A 24,516-nucleotide genomic window follows, 5' to 3' on the forward strand; every position below is an offset into this window, starting at 1 on the left:
AGAGTGAGTGTGTAGAGAGTGAAGGTGGAGAATGTGGATGATAATGCTGAGCGGGATTTCCCGCTCAGCCAGTCATATCAGAAGGGTTTGCTTCAGAGAGCAGCTTGTATCAATCGCTATCCTTCGGTGCAGCAATCTCAGCGCGTCTCACCAGCCTTGTCATGTCACGTTCAAGCCTTGAAATGGCATCATCCACCGAGGTCTCGCCGCCCAATACGCTGTGGGTGCGATTGAAGATGGAGTTGGTGTAGCGCGGATAAAGCGTTTTCACCACACTGGCGGGGCGCACGATGGCCTCTTCCACGGCCGTCTGCACGTACGCGAAATAGGGCAGCGCTTTCAGGATATCCGGGTCCTTGTACAGATCAGTGTAAGAAGGCATGAACGAGAGTTTAAGCGCGCGCTTTTTCTGCTCCTCCTTGCTGGAGATCAAGGCCACCAAATCCGCGGCCTCCTTCTGATGCGTCGAATAGCGTGGAACCGCGACACTCCAGCCTCCCAGAGTAGAGCGATGCGTGCCTGTTTCTCCAGCCGGCATGGGCGCTACGCCAATTTTTCCTCTGACCGGGCTACTGGGGTTTTGGGCCAGTGCCCAGGCATAGCTCCAGTTACGCATGAACACTGAATTTCCTGACTGGAACACCCCGCGCGACTGCTCTTCTTCATAACTCAGCGCACCCTGGGGAGAAATACCGCCGATCCAGCCACGAGCACGTTCAAGGGAGCGTCGCAAGGCGGGGGTATCCACCTCCGGTTGCCCATCCTCATTGATCAGTACACCGCCACCTTCCGATGCCGTCCATTCCAGCAGGTTGCAGGTCAGCCCCTCATAGGACTTGCCCTGAAACACATAGCCCCATATCCGGTTACCCGCCTGACGCTCTTGCTGCTGAATATAGGCGGCGGTCTCTTCCATTTCATCCCAGTTTTTCGGCACCTCACGGTGATACTTGTCGAGCAGATCCTTGCGATAAAACAGCAGGCTGGAATCCACATAGGCAGGCAGTGCCTTGATTCTGCCCTCCACCGTATTGTTATTGATCGTATTCTCGAATTGACCACTGCCAAGATCTCCCGGCAGCAGCGTATTGAGATCGGACAAATGCGCATCCAGAATCCCGGCCCAGGTGGTATCAATCAGGATCACATCCAGATCACTCGAACCGGCACTCAACAGCTGCTGATAAAGCGAGAGCTTTTCGTTGGCGGAAGAGGGAAGAGAAACGAAGTTAACCTGATTACCGGTACGTTTCTCCCACTCCTGCACGGCATCCAGACAAGGATCATTGCTGGAACCATCACCACAGGTAATATTAAGGGTTACTCCTTCGGCGGCGGCATTAGAGGCCGCAAACAGAAGGCCCAGGGTGATACTGCTGGCAACAATCCAGCGGTGAGTTAAAAGCCTCATGCCACTTTCCTCCTACAGCATCCATGTATTCAACACTCGATAGCAGTCACACCGGGGCGAGGTAACGCCTGACCGTCGCCATCGAAAAGGTGCGCGTGTTCAACCGAGAAGGAGACAGCCACCTTGTCGCCAATCGCCAGCTCGTTACCGGCGGGGGCACGGCAAACCGGGAAATTCATGTCAAGATTGCTGGTGCCATCGGGAGGAAGCAGATAGACATAGATCTCATTGCCCAGATATTCAATATTGCTGACCGTAAAGCTATGTTGATCGTTGCTTGGCGTTAGCTGCATATGCTCAGGCCGAATGCCAAGCGTGAGCCTGGAAGTTCCGCCCGTTGATGCAAATGGCAGCCTGATCGCACTGATGCCCTTGCCTTGAATCTGAACACCCTGCTCATCGCTGGTGCTTACTTCAACATCGAAGAAGTTCATCTTCGGTGAGCCAATAAAACCTGCCACGAAGGTGTTGGCGGGCCGTTCAAACAGCTCGCGCGGCGAGCCAGCCTGCTCGATATGGCCTGCGTTCAGCACCACAATCTTGTCGGCCAGCGTCATCGCTTCGGTCTGGTCGTGTGTTACATAGATCATGGTGGAACCAAGCAGCTTATGAAGCCGCGCAATTTCAACGCGCATACGTACACGCAGCGCAGCATCCAGGTTGGAAAGCGGCTCATCCATCAGCAGGATGTCCGATTCACGGGCGATGGCTCGACCAATCGCCACACGCTGACGCTGACCGCCGGAAAGCTGCTTGGGCTTGCGCCCCATCAATTCATCAAGCTGAAGAATCTTGGCGGTTTCCATCACCCGTTGACGTACCGCTTCCTTATCCTGACCCGCCAGCTTCAGGCCAAAGGCAATATTGTCGAAAACGGTCATGTGCGGATAAAGCGCATAGGACTGGAAAACCATGCCCACGCCACGCTCACGCGGCGGCAGGTCATTGACCAGCTGTCCGCCGATGTGAAGCTCTCCATCACTGATCGACTCAAGTCCGGCAATCAGCCGCAACAGGGTTGACTTGCCGCACCCGGAGGGGCCGACCAGCACCGCGAATTCACCATTTTTGATCTCAAGATCAACACCCTTGATGATCAGATTGCCGCCAAACTCTTTTTTTACCTGCTGAAGCCTGACATCCGCCATCGTTCACTCTCCCTGCCATCCATTCATTAACGCATATGTCTCGGGCCAGCCCTGGCATTTCTGCAAGGTGACTGCGACCAACCATGCGGCGTCAGATATCGTTTGGTGGGCATCCCCCTGCAAAAACCTGTCCCTTGTGCAGCAGTTTCTGCCTGGCCTGATCAGCGCCCACCCTTGTCAGTGTCTAGCCTTTAACAGCACCCGCCGTCAGGCCGGAAACAATACGGCGCTGGAAAATCATCACCAGCACCACCAGAGGCACCGTCACTACCACTGAAGCCGCCATCAATACTCCCCACGGCAGCTCAAACTGGCTGTTACCTGAAATCATCGCGATTGCCACCGGCACGGTGCGCTGCTCGTTGGTCAGCACGAACGTCAGGGCAAACAGAAACTCGTTCCACGCGGCAATAAAGGCCAGCAGCCCGGTCGTCACCATGGCCGGCACCATCAATGGCAAGAACACACGGGTCAGCGTTACCCAGGGCGTCGCTCCATCCATGATGGCCGCTTCTTCCAGCTCATTGGGAAGCTGACGTATGAAGGTGGTCATCACCCACACCGTAAAAGGCAAAGTGAAGATGCTGTAGGAAAGCACCAGCGACCAGGGCGTGTTGTAGATGCCCAGCCAGCGAATGACTTCAAACAGTCCTGACAACACGGCAATCTGCGGAAACATCGAGACGCCCAGCACCACCACCATCACCATGCCGCGCCCGCGAAAGCGCACCCTGCCAAGCGCATAGGCTGCTGCCAGCCCCAGTAACAGCGCCAACAGAACCACCAGCACGGCAACCAGCGCCGAGTTAAAGATGCTGCGGCTAAAGGTTGGCTGCGCAAACAGGGTACGATAGTTGGAAAAATCCAGCGCTGTCGGTAATGCACTGACCTCGAACAGCGCGCTGGAAGGCTTAAACGATGAGATAAGCGCGTAATAGAAAGGGAAAATAGCGTAGAAAGTGAGCGCTATGACCAATACCCAAAATCCCGCCCGCAAGAGCACGCGCTTAAAGGCCGCAGCCTTGTCTGGAGTACGTTCACGGTTCATGAAGAAATCCCCAATTGACGACGACCAAGATAGAGATACACCACTGCTATCAGCGAGATCACCACGAACAGGATGGTGGAAGCGGCACTTCCGTAGCCTACATCCTGGAATTCAACCAGCTGCTGGCGAGCGTAAACCGACATGGTCATGGTGCTGCTCGAATTTGAGGTAAGCACATACACCAGGTCGAAGACGCGCAGCGCATCCAGCACACGGAAGATAATGGCGACCAGCAGCGCAGGAGTAATCAGCGGCAAAGTAACGCGGAAGAAAACGCGCATCGGGTGAATACCATCCACTTTCGCGGCTTCATAACAATCGGAAGGCAACATCTGCATCGCCGCCAGCACCAGCAAGGCGACAAAGGGGGTGGCTTTCCAGACATCAACAATAATCACCGCCCACATCGACAAGGAAGAGCTGGCCGTCCATGCCAGCGGCTCGCTGATAATGCCTACTCCCATCAGCAGATAATTAATGATTCCGAACTGATCATTAAACATCCATAGCCACATCTGCGCCGACACCACCGTGGGAATAGCCCAGGGAATCAGGATGGCGGCACGTACCCACACTCTTCCCTTAAAGTTTGCGTTAAGAATTAACGCAACAATAACTCCCACTACGACTTCAAGTGACACCGTAATAACGGTGAAGAAGAGCGTGTTATAAACAGAGTTCCACCAGTCAGGATCAGCGAGAACGCCATAGAAAGCGCCATCCTGATAATAGAGATAGTTCTCCACCCCAATCCACTGCGCCTGATCGAGCTGAGTCAGGTTGGCATCCGTAAAGCTGAACCACAGCGTCCGCAGCAGCGGCCAGCCGGCCACCACCAGCAACCCCACCAGCAGCGGAGAAAGGAACAACCAGGCTGAACGCACTCGCTCACGGCGAACCTGCGTTCCTCGCGCTGAACGGTTACGCCGCTCAGACGTAAGCAATGATGCTTTCCCCATGCTTAATTACTCCCTGCAGAGTATTCACCATACGCTACCTTTGAGTGTCTGTAGCACGGCAACTTAATTATTAAAGGTACAGGACATTAAAGATCGAAAAGGCAGACGAGGCATCTAGACCTTAGAAGCAAGACTAAAGAATAACTATTTGATTTAAAAAGGAGACTGAGCACTTTCATCAGGCATTTCATATGCCTGGTTAATATCTTAAAACAATATTAACGGGCTGGTTCACGTAATAGCGGAAAGACAAGCAAGGCCAAAATGAGAAGCGAGAATACTCAATGACAGAGTCGCGATCATTACCTGCCAGATACAGCACCCCGCCCATCAACATCATGGAAGTCGGCTATCCGTGTACGTTAAGGGCAAGCAGGCATATCTGCGTCGCAAGAGCTGCGTCGCTCTAACGTTCAGCCAGGCAACAGAGAAACAAGAAACAAGAAACAGCAAATCGTCAGCAACAGCACTGCCACTGCGCTCCAGATACGTTTCAGGTCAGCCCCTTCATACCCATGGATAAACAGGGGGGGCAGCGGTTAACGTGCCATCGCCCCGCGCAGGCCATCTTCCGGCCCGACGGGGTGCACACCACTTCACAGGGAAGGCGCAAAAAACTGCCGGCGCATCTGGCGTCGGCAGCTTCTACTTAACGCGGGTGATTAACCGCGCTGGAACCATATTCCGGTATTGCCATCGAGCTCGCTATCCGATGACTGCGCATGGCTGGCAGCCAGCACCTTCGCATCATCCCAGGGCAGTTTGACCGCAGATTCGCCGAAATTGACCATCATATAAACGTCACCGTTACGGGCCAGCAAGGTATCTTCTGCCGGAGCATCCAGCCACTCCAGCTCGCCCTGGCCCAAATGATGCTCAGCGCGTACCTCCAGCACCTTGCGATAAAGCGCCAGGGTCGAATCGCTGTCGGCTTCCTCGACATCGACCGCGTAGCGCGCGAATGCCTGCGGTTGTGGCAGCCAGGTTTGATCACTGGGGCCAAAGCCAAAGGCAGGGGCATCCGCCTTCCAGGGCAGAGGCACACGGCAGCCATCGCGCCCGATCTCTTCACCCTTGGTGCGCCAGAAGGTAGGGTCCTGACGGTACTTGTCTTCCATGGTGGTGTGTTCAGGCAGCCCCAGCTCTTCGCCCTGATAAATGTACGCCGCTCCTGGCAGGAAGAAGGTCACGAAGGCGAAGGCGCGCGCACGCTGCAAGCCAAGAGCTTCATCGGGCTGCTCACTGTCGCGGCCGATACCGTTGGGGCGGTCGCCGGGATTGCTCAAACCGAAACGTGATGTGTGCCGCACGCTGTCATGATTGGACATGACCCAGGTGGTCGGCGCCTTTGCCAATGCGGTCTGCGCCAATGATTCGTCAATCAGATGGCGAACCTCGGCGGCATCCCAGTGGGCCAACAGATAGTCAAAGTTGAATGCCTGCTGCATTTCGTCGCTACGAATATAGAGCGCCAGGCGTTCCTGCGGCTTGACCCAGGCTTCGGCTACCATCATCCGATCGCCATCGTATTCATTGAGCACCTTGCGCCAGTCACGATAGATATCGTGCACGCCATCCTGATCCCACATGGGGCCCTGGTTTCCGCCTTCCACCATCGACTGCTGGTACTCTTCATCGAAGTCGGGCAGCCCCTCCTCCTTAACGAGACCATGCGCTACATCGACACGGAAACCATCTACGCCGCGATCAAGCCAGAATCGCAATACCGACTCAAATTCCGCCCGCACTTCCGGGTTTTGCCAATTGAAATCGGGCTGTTTGGTATCAAAAATATGCAGATACCACTGTTTCTGCCCTTCCGGACGAGTCCAGGCATCGCCACCAAACACGCTTTGCCAGTTATTGGGCGGCAGCTCGCCATTCTCGCCTTTACCATCGCGGAACATATAGCGCTCGCGCTCGGGGCTTCCCTCGGGAGATGCCAGCGCCGCCTTGAACCATTCGTGCTCATCGGAGCTGTGGTTGGGCACCAGGTCCACAAGCACACGCAGACCGGAAGCGTGGGCCTTGTCGAGCATGGCATCGAAGTCATCCAGCGTGCCAAACAGAGGGTCTACCTGACGGTAATCGGCCACATCGTAGCCGGCATCAGCCTGCGGAGATTTATAAAACGGCGACAGCCAAATCGCATCCACACCCAGCCTTGCAAGGTAGGGCAAACGTTCGGTGATTCCTTTCAGATCCCCCATGCCATCGCCATTGGCGTCAGCAAAGGAGCGTGGGTATATCTGATAAATGACCGCCGAACGCCACCATTCACTACCGCTTTTGCTCTGATTGTTCTCTTTGTTACCGCTAAGGATGGATGTTACGGACATGAAAGATTCTCCTGTGCAAAATCATCGCCTGTAGGAAGTCAGTGTTAAGTGACTGAGTGGGTCATGCGGGGGTATCACACAGCGCGTTTGCCGCCAGTATGTTATTGACTCTGAGGTTCCCTGATGCCACCTCAATTATCAGACAGCATTGCCGTATGGCTGCCTATTGATCTTTAGTGCCATATCCCCAGCCGTGTCAGCGTTCCTTAAGTATTTGCCAGACAAAAGAAATTTCCTTTCACGGCGACTTGAAACATTGCTTAAATCTCGCATTCAATTTCAATACAGATTTATGCGCGCAAAGTGCGTTGGTTATTTTTTATATAACCGGTAACGTTCCATAAACGATGGTCAGTCAATTAGCGAAGTGATGACGGCGCTGATTGGCGACAAGGCAGAGATCACCCGCTCGGGGGATTTGCATAAGTTGTGCCGTTATACCCCAAGAAAGGAGCCTGACCTTGCCTGAATAAAGAGAACACCAGGAGTGCAGAAGTACGGTGAGCATAAGTGCAATATCAGCTTGCAGCTCCTTCCCCCGACCCTGGTTGCGCCATTGACTGAAAGAGTGGGTGCAGATTCTGAGTCGAATGTGCAGCCAACTCATTCAACACATCATTCAACGCATCAAACCCTTCGCCCTTCCACATCAAAGAAATGCAGGTTTTCTCTTTCAGCTCCCAGATATAGCTGCGCGCTTTCCTCTAAAGGGTGAATACCATCCAGGCGCACGACGATCTGCTCGGCGATCCCTGCGGCATGACCATACACCAGTGTGTCGGCGCCTAGCGGCTCGACCATCTCGACCTCCAACCTGAAAAGCGCCTGCAGGGGGTCGGTAATGCGCAGATGCTCAGGGCGTATACCTAGGGTGGCCGCTTTCTCCATAGGCTCGGCGGGCATATCACGTACCAATGGGTGTTTAGCCAGAGGGCTTGTTGTGGCTTCCAGAGTAATCAGATTCATGGAAGGAGAGCCGATAAACCGCGCCACAAAGCGGGTTGCGGGGCGACTATAAAGCTCCAGCGGCGCTCCGACCTGCTCCACCTGACCGCCATTCATGACCACCAGACGGTCAGCGAGGGTCATGGCCTCAACCTGATCGTGGGTAACATAGATCGCGGTGGTGCCCAGGCGTTTGAGCAGACGCCGGATTTCCAGACGCATCTGAACGCGCAGCGCAGCATCCAGATTGGAGAGCGGTTCGTCGAACAGGAATACCTTGGGGCTGCGCACAATGGCTCGGCCCATGGCGACACGTTGGCGCTGGCCGCCGGAAAGCTGGCGTGGGCGGCGTTCCAGCAGTTCCTCAAGCCCCAATAGTTTGGCCGTCTCGCGCACCTTCTGCTCGCATTCCTGCTTGGGGATACCGCGATTTTTCAGCGCATAGGCCATATTGTCGAAAACCGTCATATGCGGATAGAGCGCGTAGTTCTGGAAGACCATGGCGATGTCGCGTTGGGCAGGCTCCTTATCGTTGACGCGAGTGTCGTCAATCCATAGATCCCCTTCCGTAATGCTTTCAAGCCCCGCGATGCTACGCAGCAGCGTGGACTTGCCACAGCCGGATGGCCCCACAATCACGATCAGTTCGCCATGCGCCACTTTCAGATCAATGCCGTGCAGCGTGAGGTGGCCGTTGGGGTAACGCTTCTTCAGCGCATTCAATGTCAATGTTGCCATGCAAATCGTTCCTCGGGTGCGAGAGTGAGGCTATTTCTCGCTATCTACCAAACCTTTAACAAAGTAGCGCTGCATCACGATGATGACGACGACAGGTGGAATCAGGGCCAGCAAGGCCATTGCCGTCACCAGTTGCCACGGCACCAGCGCATCACTGGCTGAGGCCAGCTGCTTGAGGCTCACCACCACGGTTGTCCAGCTTTGGTCCGTAGTAATCATCAAAGGCCACAGATACTGGTTCCAGCCATACAGGAACATGATGACGAAGAGCGCCGCGATATTGGTCTTCGACAGTGGCAGCAGAATATCCCACAGAAATTTCCACGGGCCTGCCCCATCCACCCGCGCGGCTTCCAGCAGTTCCGGCGGTACGGTAAGAAAGAACTGGCGGAACAGAAATGTAGCGGTGGCACTCGCCATCAAGGGAAGTATCATTCCCGGATAGCTATTGAGCATATGAAGATCGGCCACCACCTGATAGGTCGGCACAATCCGCACTTCCACCGGCAGCATCAGGGTCATGAAGATCAGCCAGAAGCACAGCGCACGGCCCGGGAAGCGGAAGAACACCACGGCATAGGCGGCCAGCATCGAAATCGCAATCTTGCCGAACGCGATACCCAGCGACATCACCAGCGAGTTCAACAGCATGGTAGAAGCGCTGGCCCCGACGCCGGGAATAGGCTCGGTCAGCACGCTGATGAAGTTGTGCAGTCCTTCGCTACCAAACCATAGCGGCGCAATGCTGGTGTAGAGATCCGTGCGGGAATGGGTAGCGGCGGTGAGCGCCATCCAGACAGGAAAGAGGAAGGCGATGACCGCAAGGATCAGCAGTAGATGGCTGAACACATCCAGCCCGGGGCGACGATAGCGCATCAGTAGTGCGCCTTGCGTTCGATATAGCGGAACTGAACCAGTGTCAGGGCGGCCACCAGAATCATCAGAAGGACGGACTGTGCAGCGCTGTGCCCCACATCCAGACCTTTGAAGCCATCCTCATAGATCTTGTAGATCAACGTTCGCGTAGCGCCGCCCGGCCCCCCGGCCGTCGTGGCATCAATCGCGCCGAAGGTTTCAAAGAACGCATAGGTGGTGTTGGTAATCAGCAGGAAGAACATGATGGGAGAAAGCAGCGGAAACGTAATCGTCCAGAAGCGCCGCCACGGGCCTGCCGCATCAATGGCCGCTGCTTCGAGCAGGCTTTTGGGGATGGCTTGCAGCCCCGCCAGAAAGAACACGAAGTTGTAGCTGACGTGCACCCAGACACTGGCAATAATCACCAGCGCGAGCGCCTGCCCGCCATTGATGTGGTGATCCCAATGCACCCCGACAAGCTCAAGAAAGTGGCTGATGCGCCCAAGGGAAGGATCGAACAGGAAACTCCACAACACGGCAGCCACCGCGGGCGCTACCGCATAGGGCCAGGTCAGGAGCGTGCGATAGAAACGCGAGCCTTTGATGACGCGATCTGCCAATACCGCAAGCAGCAGGGCAATGCAGAGTGAAGCCACCGCGACAGACAGCGTGAAGAGAATGGTGACCGTGAACGCCGCAAGGTATTCAGGGTCATGCAGCACATCAATGAAGTTCTGAAGCCCCGAAAATGTCGAGGCAAGCCCGAAGGGGTCCTGGGTAAACAGGGATTGATAAATGGCCTGCCCGGCAGGCCAGAAGAAGAACAGGCCGACCACCACCAGCTGCGGCGCCAGCAGCAGCCAGGGGGTAAGGCGTTGATGTTGAAAGGTTGCCATGATGTTCCAGCAATAATGTCAGCGCAGGCGCTTCATCGGTTATGAACGTGTGGCGGTCTGAAAGCGTTTCAGCAACTGATTACCGCGGGTCACGGCGTTATCCAGCCCCTGTTTGGGGGTTTCCTGCCCGTTGAATACCTTCTCAAGCTCTTCTTCAATGACATCACGGATTTGGGCCATATTGCCAAGACGTAGACCGCGGGAGTTATCCGTCGGCGTGCCGCTGGTCAGCTGCTTGATCGCAACATCTGTTCCGGGATTCTTGTCATAGAAACCGGACTCCCTGGTTTGCGTGTAGGCTGCTGTGGTGATGGGCAAATAGCCGGAGAACTGGTGCCAGTCAGCCTGCACCTTGGGCGACGAGAGATAATGGAAGAAGGCTGCCGCCGCTTTCTGCTTCTCTTCACTCTGGCCAGACATAACCCACAGGGAAGCGCCGCCAATGATGCTATTCAGCGGTTTATCCATGTGCTTGTCTTTCAACACAGTCGAAGAGTACGGAAGCTGGGCAACTTCATAGTCAAAGTTTTTCGCATTGTCACGCACGTTGGCGAGCGACGCAGAGGAAGCTGCCACCACAGCACACTGGCCGCTGTAGAACAGCGACATCGCCTTGTCGGCACGGCCGCCATAACGGAAGCGATTATCCTTGGACCAATCCGCCAGGCGCTGGACCTGATTCACCACCTCCGGCTCGTTGAGTTCCAGCTGGGTATCGGTGCCCTTGAAGCCATTGGCATTGCTGGCAAACGGCAGGTTATGGCGCGCGGTGAAGTTCTCGATCATGATCCAGGAGGGCCAGGTCGAGGTCATGCCGCAACTGGCCGCGTTGGAAGATACGACCTTCTGCAAGGCATCGTCCATCTCTTCCCAGGTCGCAGGCACCTGCTTGATGCCCGCCTTCTCAAAGGCACTGCGGTTGATATAAAGCACCGGCGTTGAGGAGTTGAACGGCAGCGAGAGCATCTTGTTATCAGGCGTCGAGTAGTAGCCCGTCACGGCAGGAAGGAAGGCGTTGGGATCAAAAGGCTCGCTCGACTTTTCCATCAGCTCATAAACTGGCTCGATGGCCCCCTTGGCCGCCATCATGCTGGCCGTCCCCACTTCGAAAATCTGCACGATAGTGGGAGCCTTGTGGGCACGAAAAGCGGCGATGGCACTGGTCATCGACTCACTGTATTCGCCTCGATACACCGGCTTGACCTGGTACTCGGACTGGCTCTTGTTGAAGTCAGCGGCAATCTGGTTGACCTTGTCATTCAGCGAGCCATTCATGGAGTGCCAGAACTCGATGGTGGTCACCGCATCGGCATGGACAGCACCGAAGAGACACATGGCAGCGGTCACTGGGACGCAGGCATGACGAACAATCGACCGAGGATAAAGAGCGCGCATTCCGATTCCTTTTAGGATCCCTTTGGAAGAGAGGACAAGAGGCAAACTGGCTCCACTCTATTAACCATCCATGAAGGTTATGTGTCGCTTTTGTGCCATCTTTATGACGCAGGGCAATCGCGCCATGAAGCCCTATAGGCTGACGGAATATAGACTGGGCAGGAAATAGCGCCCTCGGTAGGCGGGCGGGACTGGCGCAGGGAGGGACTCCTGCGGCATCGTCACTCTTGCAGGCACGGCGGCTGCCTGCACCAAACAGCACCTCCGGCTGCCGGTATTCGGCTCCGGAGGGAAGTTAAAACACGTTATCTTTCAATCAATTGGATAAAACCAGCAACCGCTTTCTCACGCCTGCTTCAATAACCACTCCAGCTCCAGCGTAGTAATTTCGCGCTCGAAGCGATTCAACTCGTCTTCCTTGCACAGTCGATAACTCTCAATGAAGGAGTCGCCAAGGTACTGTTTTAGCGCCGTACCTTGTGCCAGCCGTGCCAGCGCATCGCCTTCGCGAATAGGCAAGGGAATACCGGGGCTATCGAGGCCGTTACCTTCAATGGGTGCCGGTAATTCCAGCGGGTTATCCAGCCCGTACAGCACCGATGCCACCAGCGCTGCCACCACCAGATAAGGATTGGCGTCGGCACCGGCCACGCGATGTTCGATGCGATAGTCACGCTGACCACTGCACGGAATACGCAGCGCCACCGTGCGGTTGTTATGCCCCCAGCTGGCCTGGGTTGCGACATACATGCCTGGCTGGAAGCGACGGTAGGAGTTTACATTGGGCGCGAACAGCGCCATCGACTCGGGCATCAGCGCCAACATACCGGCCAGCGCCCGCTCCATGATGCGAGTATTTTCGAGATCGCCATCACTCAGCACATTATTGCCCTCGTCATCCACCAGACTGATGTGGATGTGCATGCCGTTACCGGCATGTTCGCTGTAGGGTTTTGCCATAAAGGTAGCCTGCAAGCCATGACGCTCGGCCACCTGACGAATCAGGCGCTTGAGCAACAGCGCATCGTCACAGGCTTTCAGCACATTTTCAGAGTGGTGCAGGTTGATTTCGAACTGACCCGGCGAGGCTTCAGCGACCGCCCCTTCTGCCGCCAGCCCCTGTTCGGCGGCCAGACGATCAATTTCTTCCAGTACGCATGAGAATTCATCAAGGTTATCCAGCGAATACACCTGCGCCTGCTCGCTGCGTTCATTGGTAGTAGGAGAACATGGCGGTTGCAGCGCGCCATCATCGGAGCGCTGGCGGTCCAGCAGATAAAACTCAAGCTCGACCGCCACCACAGGATACAGCCCGCGTGCTTTAAGCTGCTGCCAGACATGTGCCAGCACATTGCGCGGCTCATGATGATAGGGCGAGCCATCTTCTTCCTGCATGGTCAGCAGTACCTGTGCATTGTGCTCAGGGTCCGTTGCCACTGGCACCAGCGTGCCCGGCAGCGGTTTGCACAGCAGGTCAGGCTCGCCGACATCCAGCCCTAGTCCCGTCTCCTCCACTACATTGCCCAATAGGTCCATGGCGAAAATGGAGGAAGGCAGATAACACCCCTGATCCAGCTTTCTGACGGCATCCATAGGAAGACGCTTGCCGCGGAAGATGCCATTCAGATCGGCAAGCAGTACGTCAACATGGCTAGTGGCAGGGTGTCGCTCAAGATAGCGAGCCATTTCCTGCTCGAAACTGCCGGTGGGTTCAGGAGCTTCCTGCTCCTTCGACATGGCAGCAGGGGCGCTGACCACTGATGAACTTGATGGCATGACAGCTCTCACTCTCGTTGTTTTTTGGAAAAAATAAATTCCAATTAACGCCAGCATAGAGCGCATCGCGAGTATCACACAAGCACAAATTCGACTAATTTACGGCCTCTGGATCACTAGCGCCTGAATATAAATGGACGATATTTATTCCAATACAGGTCGCTTTTCATCGTCACAGAGAGAGCCATTCCCCGCCGCGGAGCCTATCAGTGCGTGCCGCTTTCTATCATCCTCTTCATCCCTGCTTTGGAATAAATGTACAAACAGCCACCCTCGTGTAGGATGTAAGCCTTCCAACAACAACAAATTGTGGCTTACTCCTCTCCCGCAATAGAGACGCTGTTCATGGCAACAAAACGCATAAAGGCACCGGGCCTCGCCTGGCAAATCCTGATTGGCTTGATTCTGGGCATCGTGCTCGGAGCGCTGCTACATAATCACCCTGGCACTCGCGACTGGGCGGTAGGTTCTATCCTGCAACCCGCTGGCGATATATTCATTAGCTTGATCAAAATGATTGTTGTGCCGATCGTTATTTCATCGCTTATCGTCGGCATTGCTGGCATGGGTGACGCCAAGAAGCTGGGAAGAATAGGTCTGCGCACCATTCTCTACTTCGAGGTGGTCACGACCATCGCCATTGTGCTGGGGCTACTGCTGGCCAACGTTTTCCATCCTGGTGCTGGCATCGACATGTCGTCGCTATCGACGGTCGATATTTCAAGCTACGAAGCAACGACCAAGGAAGTTGAGCAAGGCCATGGCTTTGCCGACACCCTGTTGAGCCTGATCCCCACCAATGTGGTGGCAGCGCTTGCCAATGGCGACATGCTGGCGATCATCTTCTTCTCGGTTCTGTTCGGGCTGGGGCTTGCCGGGCTGCCCAGCGAGCTGCGCGATCCGTTTTTGACCATTATGCGTGGCACGTCCGAGGCCATGTTCCGCGTTACCAACATGATTATGCGCTACGCACCAATCGGGGTATTCGCGCTGATTGCGGTCACGGTGGCCAGCTTCGGCTTCTCCTCTCTGGTGCCGCTAATCAAGCTGGTAGCGCTGGTATATGCCGCCATCCTGTTCTTTGCGCTGGTGGTACTGGGCGGCATTGCCTACCTGTGCGGTATCAATATCTTCACCCTGATTCGTATCCTCAAGGATGAGCTACTGCTGGCCTACTCCACCTCCAGCTCGGAGACCGTACTGCCACGTATCATGAAGAAGATGGAAGACTTCGGGGCGCCCAAGGCCATTACCAGCTTCGTGATTCCTACCGGCTACTCCTTCAATCTGGATGGCTCCACGCTCTATCAGAGCATCGCGGCGATCTTCCTGGCGCAGCTCTACGGCATTGATCTGAGCATCATGCAGCAGCTCACGCTGGTATTAACGCTGATGGTCACCTCGAAGGGCATCGCAGGCGTGCCAGGGGTCTCCTTCGTGGTACTGCTGGCGACGCTGGGCAGCGTCGGCATCCCCCTTGAAGGATTGGCCTTTATTGCAGGCGTTGACCGCATCATGGATATGGCGCGTACCGCCTTGAACGTGGTCGGCAATGCCCTTGCCGCCATCGTTATCGCCAAGTTGGATGGCAGCTATGATGCCGACAAGGGCGAGCGCTACTTCGAGACCCGCGCTCAGGAGAAGGCCGAGCGACACGAACAGCGTGAAGCCCGTCGCCACGCTCACGACTGAGCAAGAGCGCAGCAGTGCCAGCATGTTATAGGGCTGGCACTGTGTGAGCCGCTTCCGTTAAAAACCAAAAAGCGCTTTCCGATCCTTGTTTCGGAAAGCGCTTTTTCTTGCGCGAGTCACTCGGGAAGCCGCTATTGCCATGTGCCGAGAAGAGCACGCGCCCGCTGCATTGAGAGCTGCGCGGCAAATGACCAGCCAGCGCTAATCGCCGCGTAAACGCCCGCCCATCTCCTGCGCCAAATCCACCGCATAGTGATCGGTCATACCGCCGATAAAATCGAGCATACGGCGGTAGCTGGCATAGAGATCCCAGGAGGGCTGGGGAGTATTTTCACCAATCAGCATCAATACGCGCTGATGCTTGTAGTTGGTCATGCCGGTGGAATACAGCTCGTAAGCGGCGCCAATAAAGGCTTCCAGCAGTGTGCCCAGCGTGGTGTAGGCCCCTATTTCCAGCTTCGCCTTCCGGGCATTCTTGAAGATGCGCTCACGCGCCATCTGCTTGGCGCGCATGACCCCTGAACGCAAATGCTCCTGGCAGTAGCGCAGCAAATCGCCGCTCAGGGTGCCCGCCAGCAGCCGCTGCTCATTGCTGACAAAGGCGTCTGCGACTTCCATAACGGCCCGGTCCATCGCCACACCGCGCATCATCGCCATGCGCCTGCGCCGCGATACCCCCGCCGCTTCCATACGCGCCAGCTCGGTAAAGAAGTCATCGTGCGGCGCAAGTCCTGCAATTTGCCCCAGCACCTCGGCAACTTCATTAAAGCCGAGGATATCCATCTCGACGCCATCTTCCAGATCGAGCAGCGCGTAACAGATATCGTCAGCGGCCTCGACCAGATAGGCCAGAGGATGCCGTGACCAGGCCGATACGTCGGGCGCCTGCCGCTTCAGCCCCACCATGTCAGCAACCTGGGCGAGCAGGTCGCGCTCCGACTGATAGGCCCCGAACTTGCCCCCTTCCAGCGCATGTTCGACGGTCCATGGGTACTTGAGCAACGCGCCCAGAGTTGCGGCAGTCAAGCGCATACCGCCGCTGAACTGGTTGTATTCGATTTGGGTGACGACACGAAAGCCCTGAGCATTGCCTTCGTAGGTGAGCAAATCTTCCATTTGCGCACTGCTCAGCCCCTCGAATAGCTCGGGCGTTCGCTCACGCGCTGCACGGAACCAGTCGCGGATAGCATATTCACCGGCATGTCCAAACGGAGGGTTACCGATATCGTGGGCCAGACATGCGGCCTGAACAATCACGCCCAGATCGGCAGGAGTGACATGCTCGGGCATGTGGGCGCTCAACCGCTCGGCAACCATCATGCCCAGCGACCGCCCCACGCAGCCTACTTCAAGGGAGTGACTCAAGCGGGTGTGGATATGATCGTTTTCAGTGAGGGGATGCACCTGGGTTTTTCGCCCCAGACGGCGGAAGGAGCCAGCAAAAATGATGCGATCATGGTCTTTATGGAAAGGGCTGCGGCCGACTTCATCGACAGCGTCCTTGCGACGCTCTGACAGGCGGGTTGGCGCTAACAGGCGTGACCATTGCATCTGACTCATTAACAGCTCCACAGCGGCAGCCACGGCTGCCCGATTGAGTGATCTAAATGCGCTCAGTGTAGCGTGTTGAGCGCCCGCCTGCCTTAGCCGACGCCCGCGGCCCTACAGATACCGAAGGATCAGCGTTATTCCTTTTTTTGTGACTCCTGTTGCTCTTGCTGTTCTTTCTTTTCCTGCCGCTCCTGCAACTTCTCCACCTTGTTATTACGCTGCCGCTGGCGATAGCCGTAGGTCGCATTACGCACGACCTCTTCGCTCTCAAGCCCTGCCCCCAGTGCTCCGGCAAAGGTAGCCACCGATGTCGCCAGCCACGCCAGCAGCATGAAGTTGGACAAACCCACCGGCTGATGCAGGGTTTCAGCCATGAACCCGGTAGGTACAAACACCACCACTGCGGTCAGAAACAGCAGGTAGAGGACAATGAAATAGACACACACCCCAATGCCCAGCGTCACCACGGTCGCTGCGTTATAGAGCCGCGTGACAGCCTTGCCATGGGTATATTGCTGTGGCTCCCACAGGCCATGGTCAATAATCAGCCAGGCCACCATCGAGCCAATCGCGGCCAGCATGAGCACCACAAAGCGCGCGATGGAGTATTCACTGCTGAGAATCCACAGGGTGGTGAAAATCAGTCCATACGCGCCGGTGCCGAATGCCACTGCAAAAATATGGCGGAAGGCAGGCATCATCGACCACGGTCGGTTGGCGCGCACCATTCCGCCCAGCAGACGAATGTAGCCACGCCACGTCGAGGTAAACAGGAAACGTACATCGACGTCCGCGTTGTCCTGAGGGCAGGTAACGCGCCTGAAGGAGACCAGCAGCTCCGCAAAACGCAGGCCCAGCAGCGAGTGCGCATCCCTGTTGCGCAGCCCATGCTGCTGCCGCTGGGGCTTACGCTCGTCCATGCGCTGCTGCTGCTGTGCGCGCTCTTCGTGACTTCCTCCCCAGTGCATTTCACTGACCAGATGGAGAATGGCCTCCCGCATGCGTTTGCGCAGCGGTGAAATGCCGAGAGTCGGTTGCGAAATAACAGCGACGCCGCGCTGGTCGCTGGCTTCTGCGACCGCGATATAGCCATCGCGAAACAGCGGCAGGTCGGTGATACACACCACATAATCCCACTGCTCGCGCTCCCGAATGGCCGCCGCTCGCTCCATGACCTCGGAAGCACTCCCTTCACCGCCGACCAGCGGATCAACCACGATATCAATCTGCCAATCCGCACCTTCATCCACATGCCAATGCAGCAGCTCGCCGAGTTCATCGACGCAGCGGAGAATGATCTTCTCAGGCAGCTCAGGTGCTGGAATCAATCCCAGGCGCAAAGAAGTGGATGAGCGCGAATCGGGGCAATCGGATGAATCTGACATAACTGGCGCTCACTATCGAATGGCTGCAAATAACCCCAAAAAGCGCCCTATTCGGCGCTCTGTGAATCGTTGATGGCAAACGCTTTCAGTCAGGGTGGTGGCGACGCATCGCCAGCATGTTGAACAGCACGCCCGCTGACATTAACCCGCAAGAGATGATAAATACGGCCTGAATATTCAGATGGCCGCCCACATAGCCACCTGCCAGCGGCCCCAATACCTGGCCGATATAAAGTACCGAGACCGATACGCCTAATACGCTACCGGTCATGGAGGCCGGCACATGGCGACGGATCATTGAGGAAATGCACGGTAGCAGACCGCCGAGAGCCAGCCCCATCAAAAAGCGCAGAATCACTAACTGCCAGGCCGCTGTCACAAACGCCTGCGGGAGCATCAGGAAAGCGCCGGTCGCAAGACAAAACACAATGGTCCACCAGGGGCCAACGCCCGACTTGTCGGCAAAGCGCCCCAGCCAAATGGCGGAAAAAACGCCACCGCACGCCGTGGCAGCCATGACAATGCCGGAGATCGGCATCACCGCTTCAGGTGCTACCAGATGCCCCACATACAGCGCCACGATAGGCTCGATCGACATGTTGGCCATCATCATCAGCAACCCGCTCATCAGCATGGCCGCCAAAAGCCAGCGATGCTCAATGCGTTTCCACCCACCCTTGTTGGCTGCCCGGTCACGGCGTCGCTCGGCAATGCCCTCCCGATCTTCCTGCATACCAAAAAGCGTGACCAGAAAGGTAATGAAGATAAGCCCTGCCGCCACCATGAAGGTGCCGCGAATCCCAATCATCGGCGGCAAGAAGCCCCCCACCAGGGGGCCAACCAGATTGCCCAACAGTATGCCTGCGCTCAGCAGCCCCAGCGCCCACCCCGTTCGATGCTCAGGGGTCTGGGTTGCCACCAGCGTATTGGCACCCGATGAATAACCGCCCGCAAGGCCCACCAGTAGCCGCAGCGCCACCAGCTCCCACACGTTATGTGCAAACCCCATCATCGCCATCACGATGGTCATTCCCAGGCTTGCACGTACCAGCATCAGCTTGCGGCCAAACCGGTCGGACAAACGCCCCCACAATGGGGCCACCAACGCAGCAGAAAGAAAGGTTGCGCCATAGGCGATACCTGACCATTGGCTGATCTCCGCCATATTGCTGATGCCCAGCTCCTCAATGTAGGCAGGCAATAGCGGGATCAAAAGTGTCATCGCAATAATAGAGGTGAAAGCGCCAAATACGCTGATGGCAAGATTACGCTTCCAGTAAATGAATGAAGAAGCAGCTACGGCAGAGGACATTCGTTAAACTTCATGGTTACAGTAAAATAGTTACTCAAACCTTAAAGCACTGAACACGCGGCGTATAGCACCGAGTGGGCCCGAAGACGCAGAAAGCGGCGTATGGCACCTATTTACTGCCATTTTTCACCCCACGGACTGATTTTCAACGACCGATACCGTCAGCGTTTTCCTGCCCGCAGAGACAGGCCCGCTAACTCATGCATGGAATATGGAATAAAACATATAAAAAAAGCCCACCAGAAGAAGGTGGGCGAATCAGGGATCATGCAAGGGAACAGGGAAGATTGCCTTCCCGCTTACTATGACGCTTGCTGTTAATAGGAGTTCCCGATCACACTAAAATTTATTCAGCATCGGCAAATTCTGGCAGCAACACCTTCAATTTGCGCGTCAGCGTGTTCCTTCCCCACCCCAGCAGTTCGGCTGCATCGCCCTTGCGGCCACCGGTATGCTTGAGCGCCGTCTCGATCAAAATGCGCTCGAAATCCGGAGTTGCCTCGCCCAGCAACTGAGTGTGGCCGGCGCTGAGTGCGCGATCGGCCCAGCTACGGAAGGCACCCCGCCAATCATCGGCCGGCACTTCTACTCGCTCGCTCGGTGATGTTTGGCGAAGCTCGGGAGGCAAATCGGCAATCAGCACCTCACGACCGGAAGCCATGACCGTCAACCATCGGCAGGTGTTCTCCAGCTGGCGCACATTGCCCGGCCAGGAGAGGGACGATAGATGCTTCTCCGCCTCGGGCGTCAGCACTTTAGGTTCGGTGGCAAGCTCCTCTGCCGCCGCAGCGAGAAAGTGGCGAGTCAGCCGAGGAATATCTTCGCGCCGCTCGGCCAGGCGCGGCAAGCGCACGCGAATCACGTTCAGGCGATGAAACAGATCTTCACGAAAGCGGCCATCTTCCACCAGCTTTTCGAGATTCTGATGGGTGGCCGCAATAATGCGCACATCGGTTCTGACCGGCGTATGCCCCCCGACGCGATAAAACTCACCGTCCGACAGCACGCGCAGCAGCCGTGTTTGAGTGTCCGCCGGCATATCCCCGATTTCATCAAGAAACAGCGTGCCGCCATCTGCCTGCTCGAAGCGCCCGCGCCGCTGGGCACTGGCTCCGGTAAAGGCACCTTTTTCATGCCCGAACAGCTCGGATTCCATCAGCTCTTTTGGAATTGCCGCCATGTTCAGCGCAATAAAAGGGCCGCGTGCGCGCGGACTATGCTGATGCAGCGCACGCGCCACGCGCTCCTTGCCGGTGCCCGACTCACCGTTGATCATCACCGTAATATTGGAGTGCGACAGACGCCCGATGGCGCGAAACACCTCCTGCATCGCAGGCGCTTCGCCAATAATTTCGGCAGAGATGCCTTCCGGCTGCTGCGCGGGCACGTTGCTTTCACGAACGTGAGCTATCGCACGCCGTACCAGCGACAGCGCTTCATCGACATCGAAGGGCTTGGGCAGGTACTCAAAGGCACCGCCCTGATAAGAGGCGACGGCGCTATCCAGATCCGAATGGGCCGTCATTACAATGACCGCCGCGCTGCTGACCTGCTGGCGCACTTGCTCCATCAATGCCAGGCCATCCATTCCCGGCATGCGAATATCGGTCACCAACACATCCGGTGGCTGCCGCTCCATGGCCTCCAGCGCATCATCAGCGCGCTCAAAGCTGTGTACGACAAGATCAGGCTGCGCCAGGGTACGTTCCAGTACCCACCGGATCGCTCGATCGTCGTCCACGATATATACGTGTGCTACATCGCTCATGATGCCTCCTGACCTCACTTCTTGAATGCCATACGTCCGCTCCAGTGAGGCTGCTGGCAGCCAATATGGCGTTACGGGTTATCGCCAGCGGTATCGGTCATGCGGCGTTGGGAAAGTGCCCAGGGCACTACCAGTCTGAATTCGGTACGTCCGGGGCGGCTATCGCACTCAATCAGGCCCTGATGCTGATGCAGGATCGACTGCGCGATTGACAGCCCCAGCCCAGAGCCTGAAGCGCGCCCCGAAATCATCGGGTAAAACAGGGACTCATGCAGGTGCTCGGGGATGCCCGGGCCGTTATCTATAATGCTGATCTCGCACATCTGGCGATGCCGCTCGGCGCCTGGGTTGAAACGACGCCCCGCCCGCGTTTTAAAGGTCAGGCAAGGCGCTGGCGTATCGCTCTCGGTCATGGCCTGCACCGCATTGCGCGCAACATTCAGCACGGCCTGAATCAATTGCGCGCTGTCTCCGCCCACGTCCGGCAGGCTCGGATCGTAATCGTGCACGATGCGCACGCTGCCTGTTTCGGCACGCAGCAGCCGCTCGACGCGCCCCAGCACTTCATGAATATTGACCGCTTCGTGACGGGGCAGGGTATTCGGCCCAAGCATACGATCGACCAGATCACGCAGGCGATCGGCCTCTTCGACAATAATGTGCGTGAATTCGGTCAGCTCGGGGTTGGGCAGGTCACGCTCCAGAAGCTGCGCCGCCCCGCGAATGCCCCCCAGCGGGTTCTTGATTTCGTGGGCCAGCCCGCGCGTCAGTACCTTGATCATTTCCTGACGCGCCAGCAGTGCTTCTTCACGGGCAATACGCAGCAGCAGATCAATCGGATCAAGCTCGATCAACAGCTCATGGCTCGATAGCGGCGTGGCGGTGTAATCGACGGTAATTTCATCCCCCGATGACAGCATCAAGGTGGCTTCTCGCTGAGTGAAGGGGTGCTGGTCATCAATCGCCTTGCGCAGCACTCTACTCACCTGCCCCTCATGGCCGGTCAGACACTCAAGTTGCGTGTTTAAAACACGCGCGAAGCTCAAGCCTGTCAGCGCTTCGGCAGCAGGATTCATCCAACGCACGCGCAGCTCATCATCCAGCAGGATTACTGCGGTGGTGAGGTGCTCAAGCAAGCGGGGAAAAAAGCCTTCTACCATGTGGATATCCAAAACGCTGAAATCATGACTTTCACTCTGCAAAAAACGCGCCACTCCAGCACTTCCGGCCCGAGGAACGCCGAATGCTGTATCTGCCAGAGATTCGCTCACACCGCTCATGCACCAAAAAAGTGCGCCCGACTATAGTGCCCCTTCCCAAAAGAAGAAACCCCGCCCACCCAATGGGCGGCGAGGTTCTATAAGGGCTGTCGGGATGGCTATCGGCGTGCAGGTGAATGCGTTGCACTCACTCCGACAGCGATCTCGATCGTCCGAATTACAGGCTGTAGTACAGCTCGTATTCGACCGGGCTGGGCACCATGCGGACTGCTGCCACTTCTTCCTCTTTCAATGCAATATAGGCATCAATCATGGAATCAGTGAACACGTCACCCGCCGTCAGGAAGCTACGATCAGCGCTGAGCGCTTCAAGGGCTTCTTCGAGGCTGCCTGCCACGGTTGGCACCTGGCTCGCTTCTTCAGGCGGCAGGTCATAGAGGTTTTTATCCAGCGCATCGCCAGGATGGATCTTGTTCTTGATGCCATCAATGCCTGCCATCAGCAGCGCAGAGAACGCCAGATAGGGGTTGGCAGTCGGGTCAGGGAAGCGGGTTTCGACACGCTTGGCTTTCGGGCTGGAAGTATACGGAATACGCAGTGACGCCGAACGGTTACGCGCGCTGTAAGCGAGCATGACCGGTGCTTCAAAGCCAGGAACCAGACGCTTGTAGGAGTTGGTCGAGGCATTGGTGAAGGCGTTCAGCGCGCGAGCGTGCTTGATTACACCACCGATGTAATAAAGCGCTGTTTCAGACAGCCCGGCGTATTCATCACCAGCGAACATGTTTTCGCCGTTTTTCCAGAAGGACTGGTGAACGTGCATGCCAGAACCGTTATCGCCTGCCATCGGCTTCGGCATAAAGGTCGCAGTTTTACCGAAGGCGTGCGCCACGTTATGGATCACGTACTTCATCGACTGCACTTCGTCAGCCTTCTGTACCAGGGTGTTGAAGGCCACGCCGATTTCACACTGACCCGCGTTGGCTACCTCGTGGTGGTGCACTTCAACACGCTGACCGATCGCTTCCAGGGTATTTGCCATGGTCGCGCGCAGATCGTGGAGCGAATCAACCGGCGGTACGGGGAAGTAACCGCCTTTCACACGAGGACGGTGCCCCATGTTGCCGCCTTCGAAGTTGCCGTCGGTTTCCCAGGCACCTTCTTCGGAAGAGACCTTGAACGACACTTCATTCATTGAGTTCTTGAAGTGAACCTGATCGAACACGAAGAACTCGGGTTCCGGACCGAAGAAGGCGGTGTCGCCCAGACCTGTCTGCTGCAAATAGGCTTCAGCGCGCTTGGCGATGGAGCGCGGATCACGTTCGTAGCCCTGCATGGTGGCCGGCTCGATGATATCGCAGCGCAGCACCAGCGTAGCGTCTTCAGTGAAGGGGTCGAGGAAGGCAGTACCATCTTCAGGCAGCAGAATCATGTCGGATTCGTTAATGCCCTTCCAGCCAGCGATGGAGGAACCATCGAACATTTGACCGTTTTCGAAAAATTCTTCGTCTACGTCACGAGCAGGAATGGAAACGTGCTGCTCCTTGCCCTTGGTATCGGTGAAACGAAGGTCAACCCACTTGATGTCATGTTCTTCAATCAGGGCAAGCGTCTTATCTGACATTTTTCTCTCCAAAGCACAGCCACAGGAATTAAGGGGACCGCCACAGCATGGCACAGAGTCCTCAACTACCCAAGATGATGCATGGAGCGTGCCAAAATGATGCGCAGCCTCAGTATGGAAATATAACCTGATGATTCTCGGCAATTATCAATGGTCGAATAGCAGAAGCGGCCTGAAGAAGCCGCATTTTTAGACGCAATTGATCTTTAGCCGGGCTGCTGACGCCCCTTGTTTTTGCACCAGCGTGAATCACTGCACATAAATGGTGCAAAAGTCATTGTTCAATGTGCCGCCCTTCACACGACTGCAACCCTGGTGGCTGACAATCGTCTTTGTAGTAAGCACTTTTTTCCCAGAGCCTAGGCGCTGGCGCTGCTTGCGGGTACAATGCCCGGCCTGATACCTATCGCGCATTTTCCGCGTCCCGCTTTCAAGCGGTGCCGTTAACAAGGCC

Annotated in this window: 17 protein-coding genes; 1 reads left to right on the top strand and 16 read right to left on the bottom strand. The window is 56.3% G+C overall.

The annotated features are described in order from the left end of the window. Positions 1-109 precede the first annotated feature (109 nt). From L881_RS0112290 to L881_RS0112335, 10 genes are all read right to left on the bottom strand, one after another. Positions 110-1,411, bottom strand: coding sequence for an ABC transporter substrate-binding protein (locus L881_RS0112290; protein ID WP_025733980.1), 1,302 nt, complete (start codon positions 1,409-1,411; stop codon positions 110-112). 29 nt (positions 1,412-1,440) lie between these two features. After that, positions 1,441-2,559 (bottom strand): ABC transporter ATP-binding protein, encoded by a 1,119-nt coding sequence (locus L881_RS0112295; RefSeq protein WP_025733981.1) that lies wholly within the window; start codon positions 2,557-2,559, stop codon positions 1,441-1,443. A 184-nt stretch (positions 2,560-2,743) separates the two neighbouring features. Further along, the gene (locus tag L881_RS0112300; protein ID WP_025733982.1) at positions 2,744-3,607 is read right to left on the bottom strand and encodes a carbohydrate ABC transporter permease; all 864 of its coding nucleotides are present in this window, start codon (positions 3,605-3,607) and stop codon (positions 2,744-2,746) included. Next, on the bottom strand, positions 3,604-4,566 hold the full coding sequence (locus L881_RS0112305; RefSeq protein WP_025733983.1) for a carbohydrate ABC transporter permease: 963 nt from the start codon (positions 4,564-4,566) through the stop codon (positions 3,604-3,606). The genes L881_RS0112300 and L881_RS0112305 overlap by 4 nt, the downstream gene beginning before the upstream one ends. A 662-nt stretch (positions 4,567-5,228) precedes the next feature. Beyond that, the gene (locus tag L881_RS0112310) at positions 5,229-6,905 is read right to left on the bottom strand and encodes a glycoside hydrolase family 13 protein (RefSeq protein WP_025733984.1); all 1,677 of its coding nucleotides are present in this window, start codon (positions 6,903-6,905) and stop codon (positions 5,229-5,231) included. A 627-nt stretch (positions 6,906-7,532) separates the two neighbouring features. After that, on the bottom strand, positions 7,533-8,588 hold the full coding sequence (gene ugpC, locus L881_RS0112315) for a sn-glycerol-3-phosphate ABC transporter ATP-binding protein UgpC (RefSeq protein WP_025733985.1): 1,056 nt from the start codon (positions 8,586-8,588) through the stop codon (positions 7,533-7,535). A 30-nt stretch (positions 8,589-8,618) separates the two neighbouring features. Then, positions 8,619-9,464, bottom strand: coding sequence for a sn-glycerol-3-phosphate ABC transporter permease UgpE (gene ugpE / locus L881_RS0112320; RefSeq protein WP_025733986.1), 846 nt, complete (start codon positions 9,462-9,464; stop codon positions 8,619-8,621). Continuing rightward, the gene (ugpA, locus tag L881_RS0112325) at positions 9,464-10,339 is read right to left on the bottom strand and encodes a sn-glycerol-3-phosphate ABC transporter permease UgpA (RefSeq protein ID WP_034579784.1); all 876 of its coding nucleotides are present in this window, start codon (positions 10,337-10,339) and stop codon (positions 9,464-9,466) included. The genes ugpE and ugpA overlap by 1 nt, the downstream gene beginning before the upstream one ends. A 39-nt stretch (positions 10,340-10,378) precedes the next feature. Then, positions 10,379-11,734, bottom strand: a complete 1,356-nt coding sequence (gene ugpB / locus L881_RS0112330) for a sn-glycerol-3-phosphate ABC transporter substrate-binding protein UgpB (RefSeq protein WP_025733988.1) — start codon at positions 11,732-11,734, stop codon at positions 10,379-10,381. Between the two features lie 345 nt (positions 11,735-12,079). Next, entirely contained in the window at positions 12,080-13,510 is a 1,431-nt protein-coding gene (locus tag L881_RS0112335; protein WP_025733989.1) for a glutamine synthetase family protein, read from the bottom strand. Between the two features lie 345 nt (positions 13,511-13,855). Between L881_RS0112335 and gltP the strand changes: the two genes are divergently transcribed. Continuing rightward, positions 13,856-15,202 (top strand): glutamate/aspartate:proton symporter GltP, encoded by a 1,347-nt coding sequence (gene gltP, locus L881_RS0112340; protein WP_025733990.1) that lies wholly within the window; start codon positions 13,856-13,858, stop codon positions 15,200-15,202. Positions 15,203-15,403: 201 nt separating this feature from the next. Here gltP and L881_RS0112345 read toward each other — a convergent pair whose 3' ends face one another. The 6 genes from L881_RS0112345 to glnA form a co-directional block, all read right to left on the bottom strand. Next, positions 15,404-16,762 (bottom strand): deoxyguanosinetriphosphate triphosphohydrolase, encoded by a 1,359-nt coding sequence (locus tag L881_RS0112345; protein WP_025733991.1) that lies wholly within the window; start codon positions 16,760-16,762, stop codon positions 15,404-15,406. Between the two features lie 125 nt (positions 16,763-16,887). Then, positions 16,888-18,138, bottom strand: a complete 1,251-nt coding sequence (locus tag L881_RS0112350; protein WP_025733992.1) for an ABC transporter permease — start codon at positions 18,136-18,138, stop codon at positions 16,888-16,890. Between the two features lie 85 nt (positions 18,139-18,223). Continuing rightward, positions 18,224-19,450, bottom strand: a complete 1,227-nt coding sequence (locus L881_RS0112355) for an MFS transporter (protein WP_025733993.1) — start codon at positions 19,448-19,450, stop codon at positions 18,224-18,226. A gap of 346 nt (positions 19,451-19,796) precedes the next feature. Next, positions 19,797-21,218 carry a nitrogen regulation protein NR(I) gene (gene glnG / locus L881_RS0112360; protein WP_025733994.1) on the bottom strand — a complete coding sequence of 474 codons (1,422 nt, stop codon included), beginning with the start codon at positions 21,216-21,218 and terminating at the stop codon, positions 19,797-19,799. 71 nt (positions 21,219-21,289) lie between these two features. Further along, entirely contained in the window at positions 21,290-22,378 is a 1,089-nt protein-coding gene (gene glnL, locus L881_RS0112365) for a nitrogen regulation protein NR(II) (protein ID WP_034579828.1), read from the bottom strand. Between the two features lie 277 nt (positions 22,379-22,655). Next, on the bottom strand, positions 22,656-24,062 hold the full coding sequence (gene glnA / locus L881_RS0112370; protein WP_025733996.1) for a glutamate--ammonia ligase: 1,407 nt from the start codon (positions 24,060-24,062) through the stop codon (positions 22,656-22,658). Positions 24,063-24,516: the final 454 nt, after the last annotated feature.

This window comes from Carnimonas nigrificans ATCC BAA-78, from assembly GCF_000526695.1.
Classification (GTDB): domain Bacteria; phylum Pseudomonadota; class Gammaproteobacteria; order Pseudomonadales; family Halomonadaceae; genus Carnimonas; species Carnimonas nigrificans.

Coding starts and splice junctions, on each gene's coding strand:
- L881_RS0112290 (WP_025733980.1), bottom strand. CDS start 1,411: ATGAGGCTTTTAACTCACCGCTGGATTGTTGCCAGCAGTATCACCCTG.
- L881_RS0112295 (WP_025733981.1), bottom strand. CDS start 2,559: ATGGCGGATGTCAGGCTTCAGCAGGTAAAAAAAGAGTTTGGCGGCAAT.
- L881_RS0112300 (WP_025733982.1), bottom strand. CDS start 3,607: ATGAACCGTGAACGTACTCCAGACAAGGCTGCGGCCTTTAAGCGCGTG.
- L881_RS0112305 (WP_025733983.1), bottom strand. CDS start 4,566: ATGGGGAAAGCATCATTGCTTACGTCTGAGCGGCGTAACCGTTCAGCG.
- L881_RS0112310 (WP_025733984.1), bottom strand. CDS start 6,905: ATGTCCGTAACATCCATCCTTAGCGGTAACAAAGAGAACAATCAGAGC.
- ugpC (WP_025733985.1), bottom strand. CDS start 8,588: ATGGCAACATTGACATTGAATGCGCTGAAGAAGCGTTACCCCAACGGC.
- ugpE (WP_025733986.1), bottom strand. CDS start 9,464: ATGCGCTATCGTCGCCCCGGGCTGGATGTGTTCAGCCATCTACTGCTG.
- ugpA (WP_034579784.1), bottom strand. CDS start 10,339: ATGGCAACCTTTCAACATCAACGCCTTACCCCCTGGCTGCTGCTGGCG.
- ugpB (WP_025733988.1), bottom strand. CDS start 11,734: ATGCGCGCTCTTTATCCTCGGTCGATTGTTCGTCATGCCTGCGTCCCA.
- L881_RS0112335 (WP_025733989.1), bottom strand. CDS start 13,510: ATGCCATCAAGTTCATCAGTGGTCAGCGCCCCTGCTGCCATGTCGAAG.
- gltP (WP_025733990.1), top strand. CDS start 13,856: ATGGCAACAAAACGCATAAAGGCACCGGGCCTCGCCTGGCAAATCCTG.
- L881_RS0112345 (WP_025733991.1), bottom strand. CDS start 16,762: ATGAGTCAGATGCAATGGTCACGCCTGTTAGCGCCAACCCGCCTGTCA.
- L881_RS0112350 (WP_025733992.1), bottom strand. CDS start 18,138: ATGTCAGATTCATCCGATTGCCCCGATTCGCGCTCATCCACTTCTTTG.
- L881_RS0112355 (WP_025733993.1), bottom strand. CDS start 19,450: ATGTCCTCTGCCGTAGCTGCTTCTTCATTCATTTACTGGAAGCGTAAT.
- glnG (WP_025733994.1), bottom strand. CDS start 21,218: ATGAGCGATGTAGCACACGTATATATCGTGGACGACGATCGAGCGATC.
- glnL (WP_034579828.1), bottom strand. CDS start 22,378: ATGGTAGAAGGCTTTTTTCCCCGCTTGCTTGAGCACCTCACCACCGCA.
- glnA (WP_025733996.1), bottom strand. CDS start 24,062: ATGTCAGATAAGACGCTTGCCCTGATTGAAGAACATGACATCAAGTGG.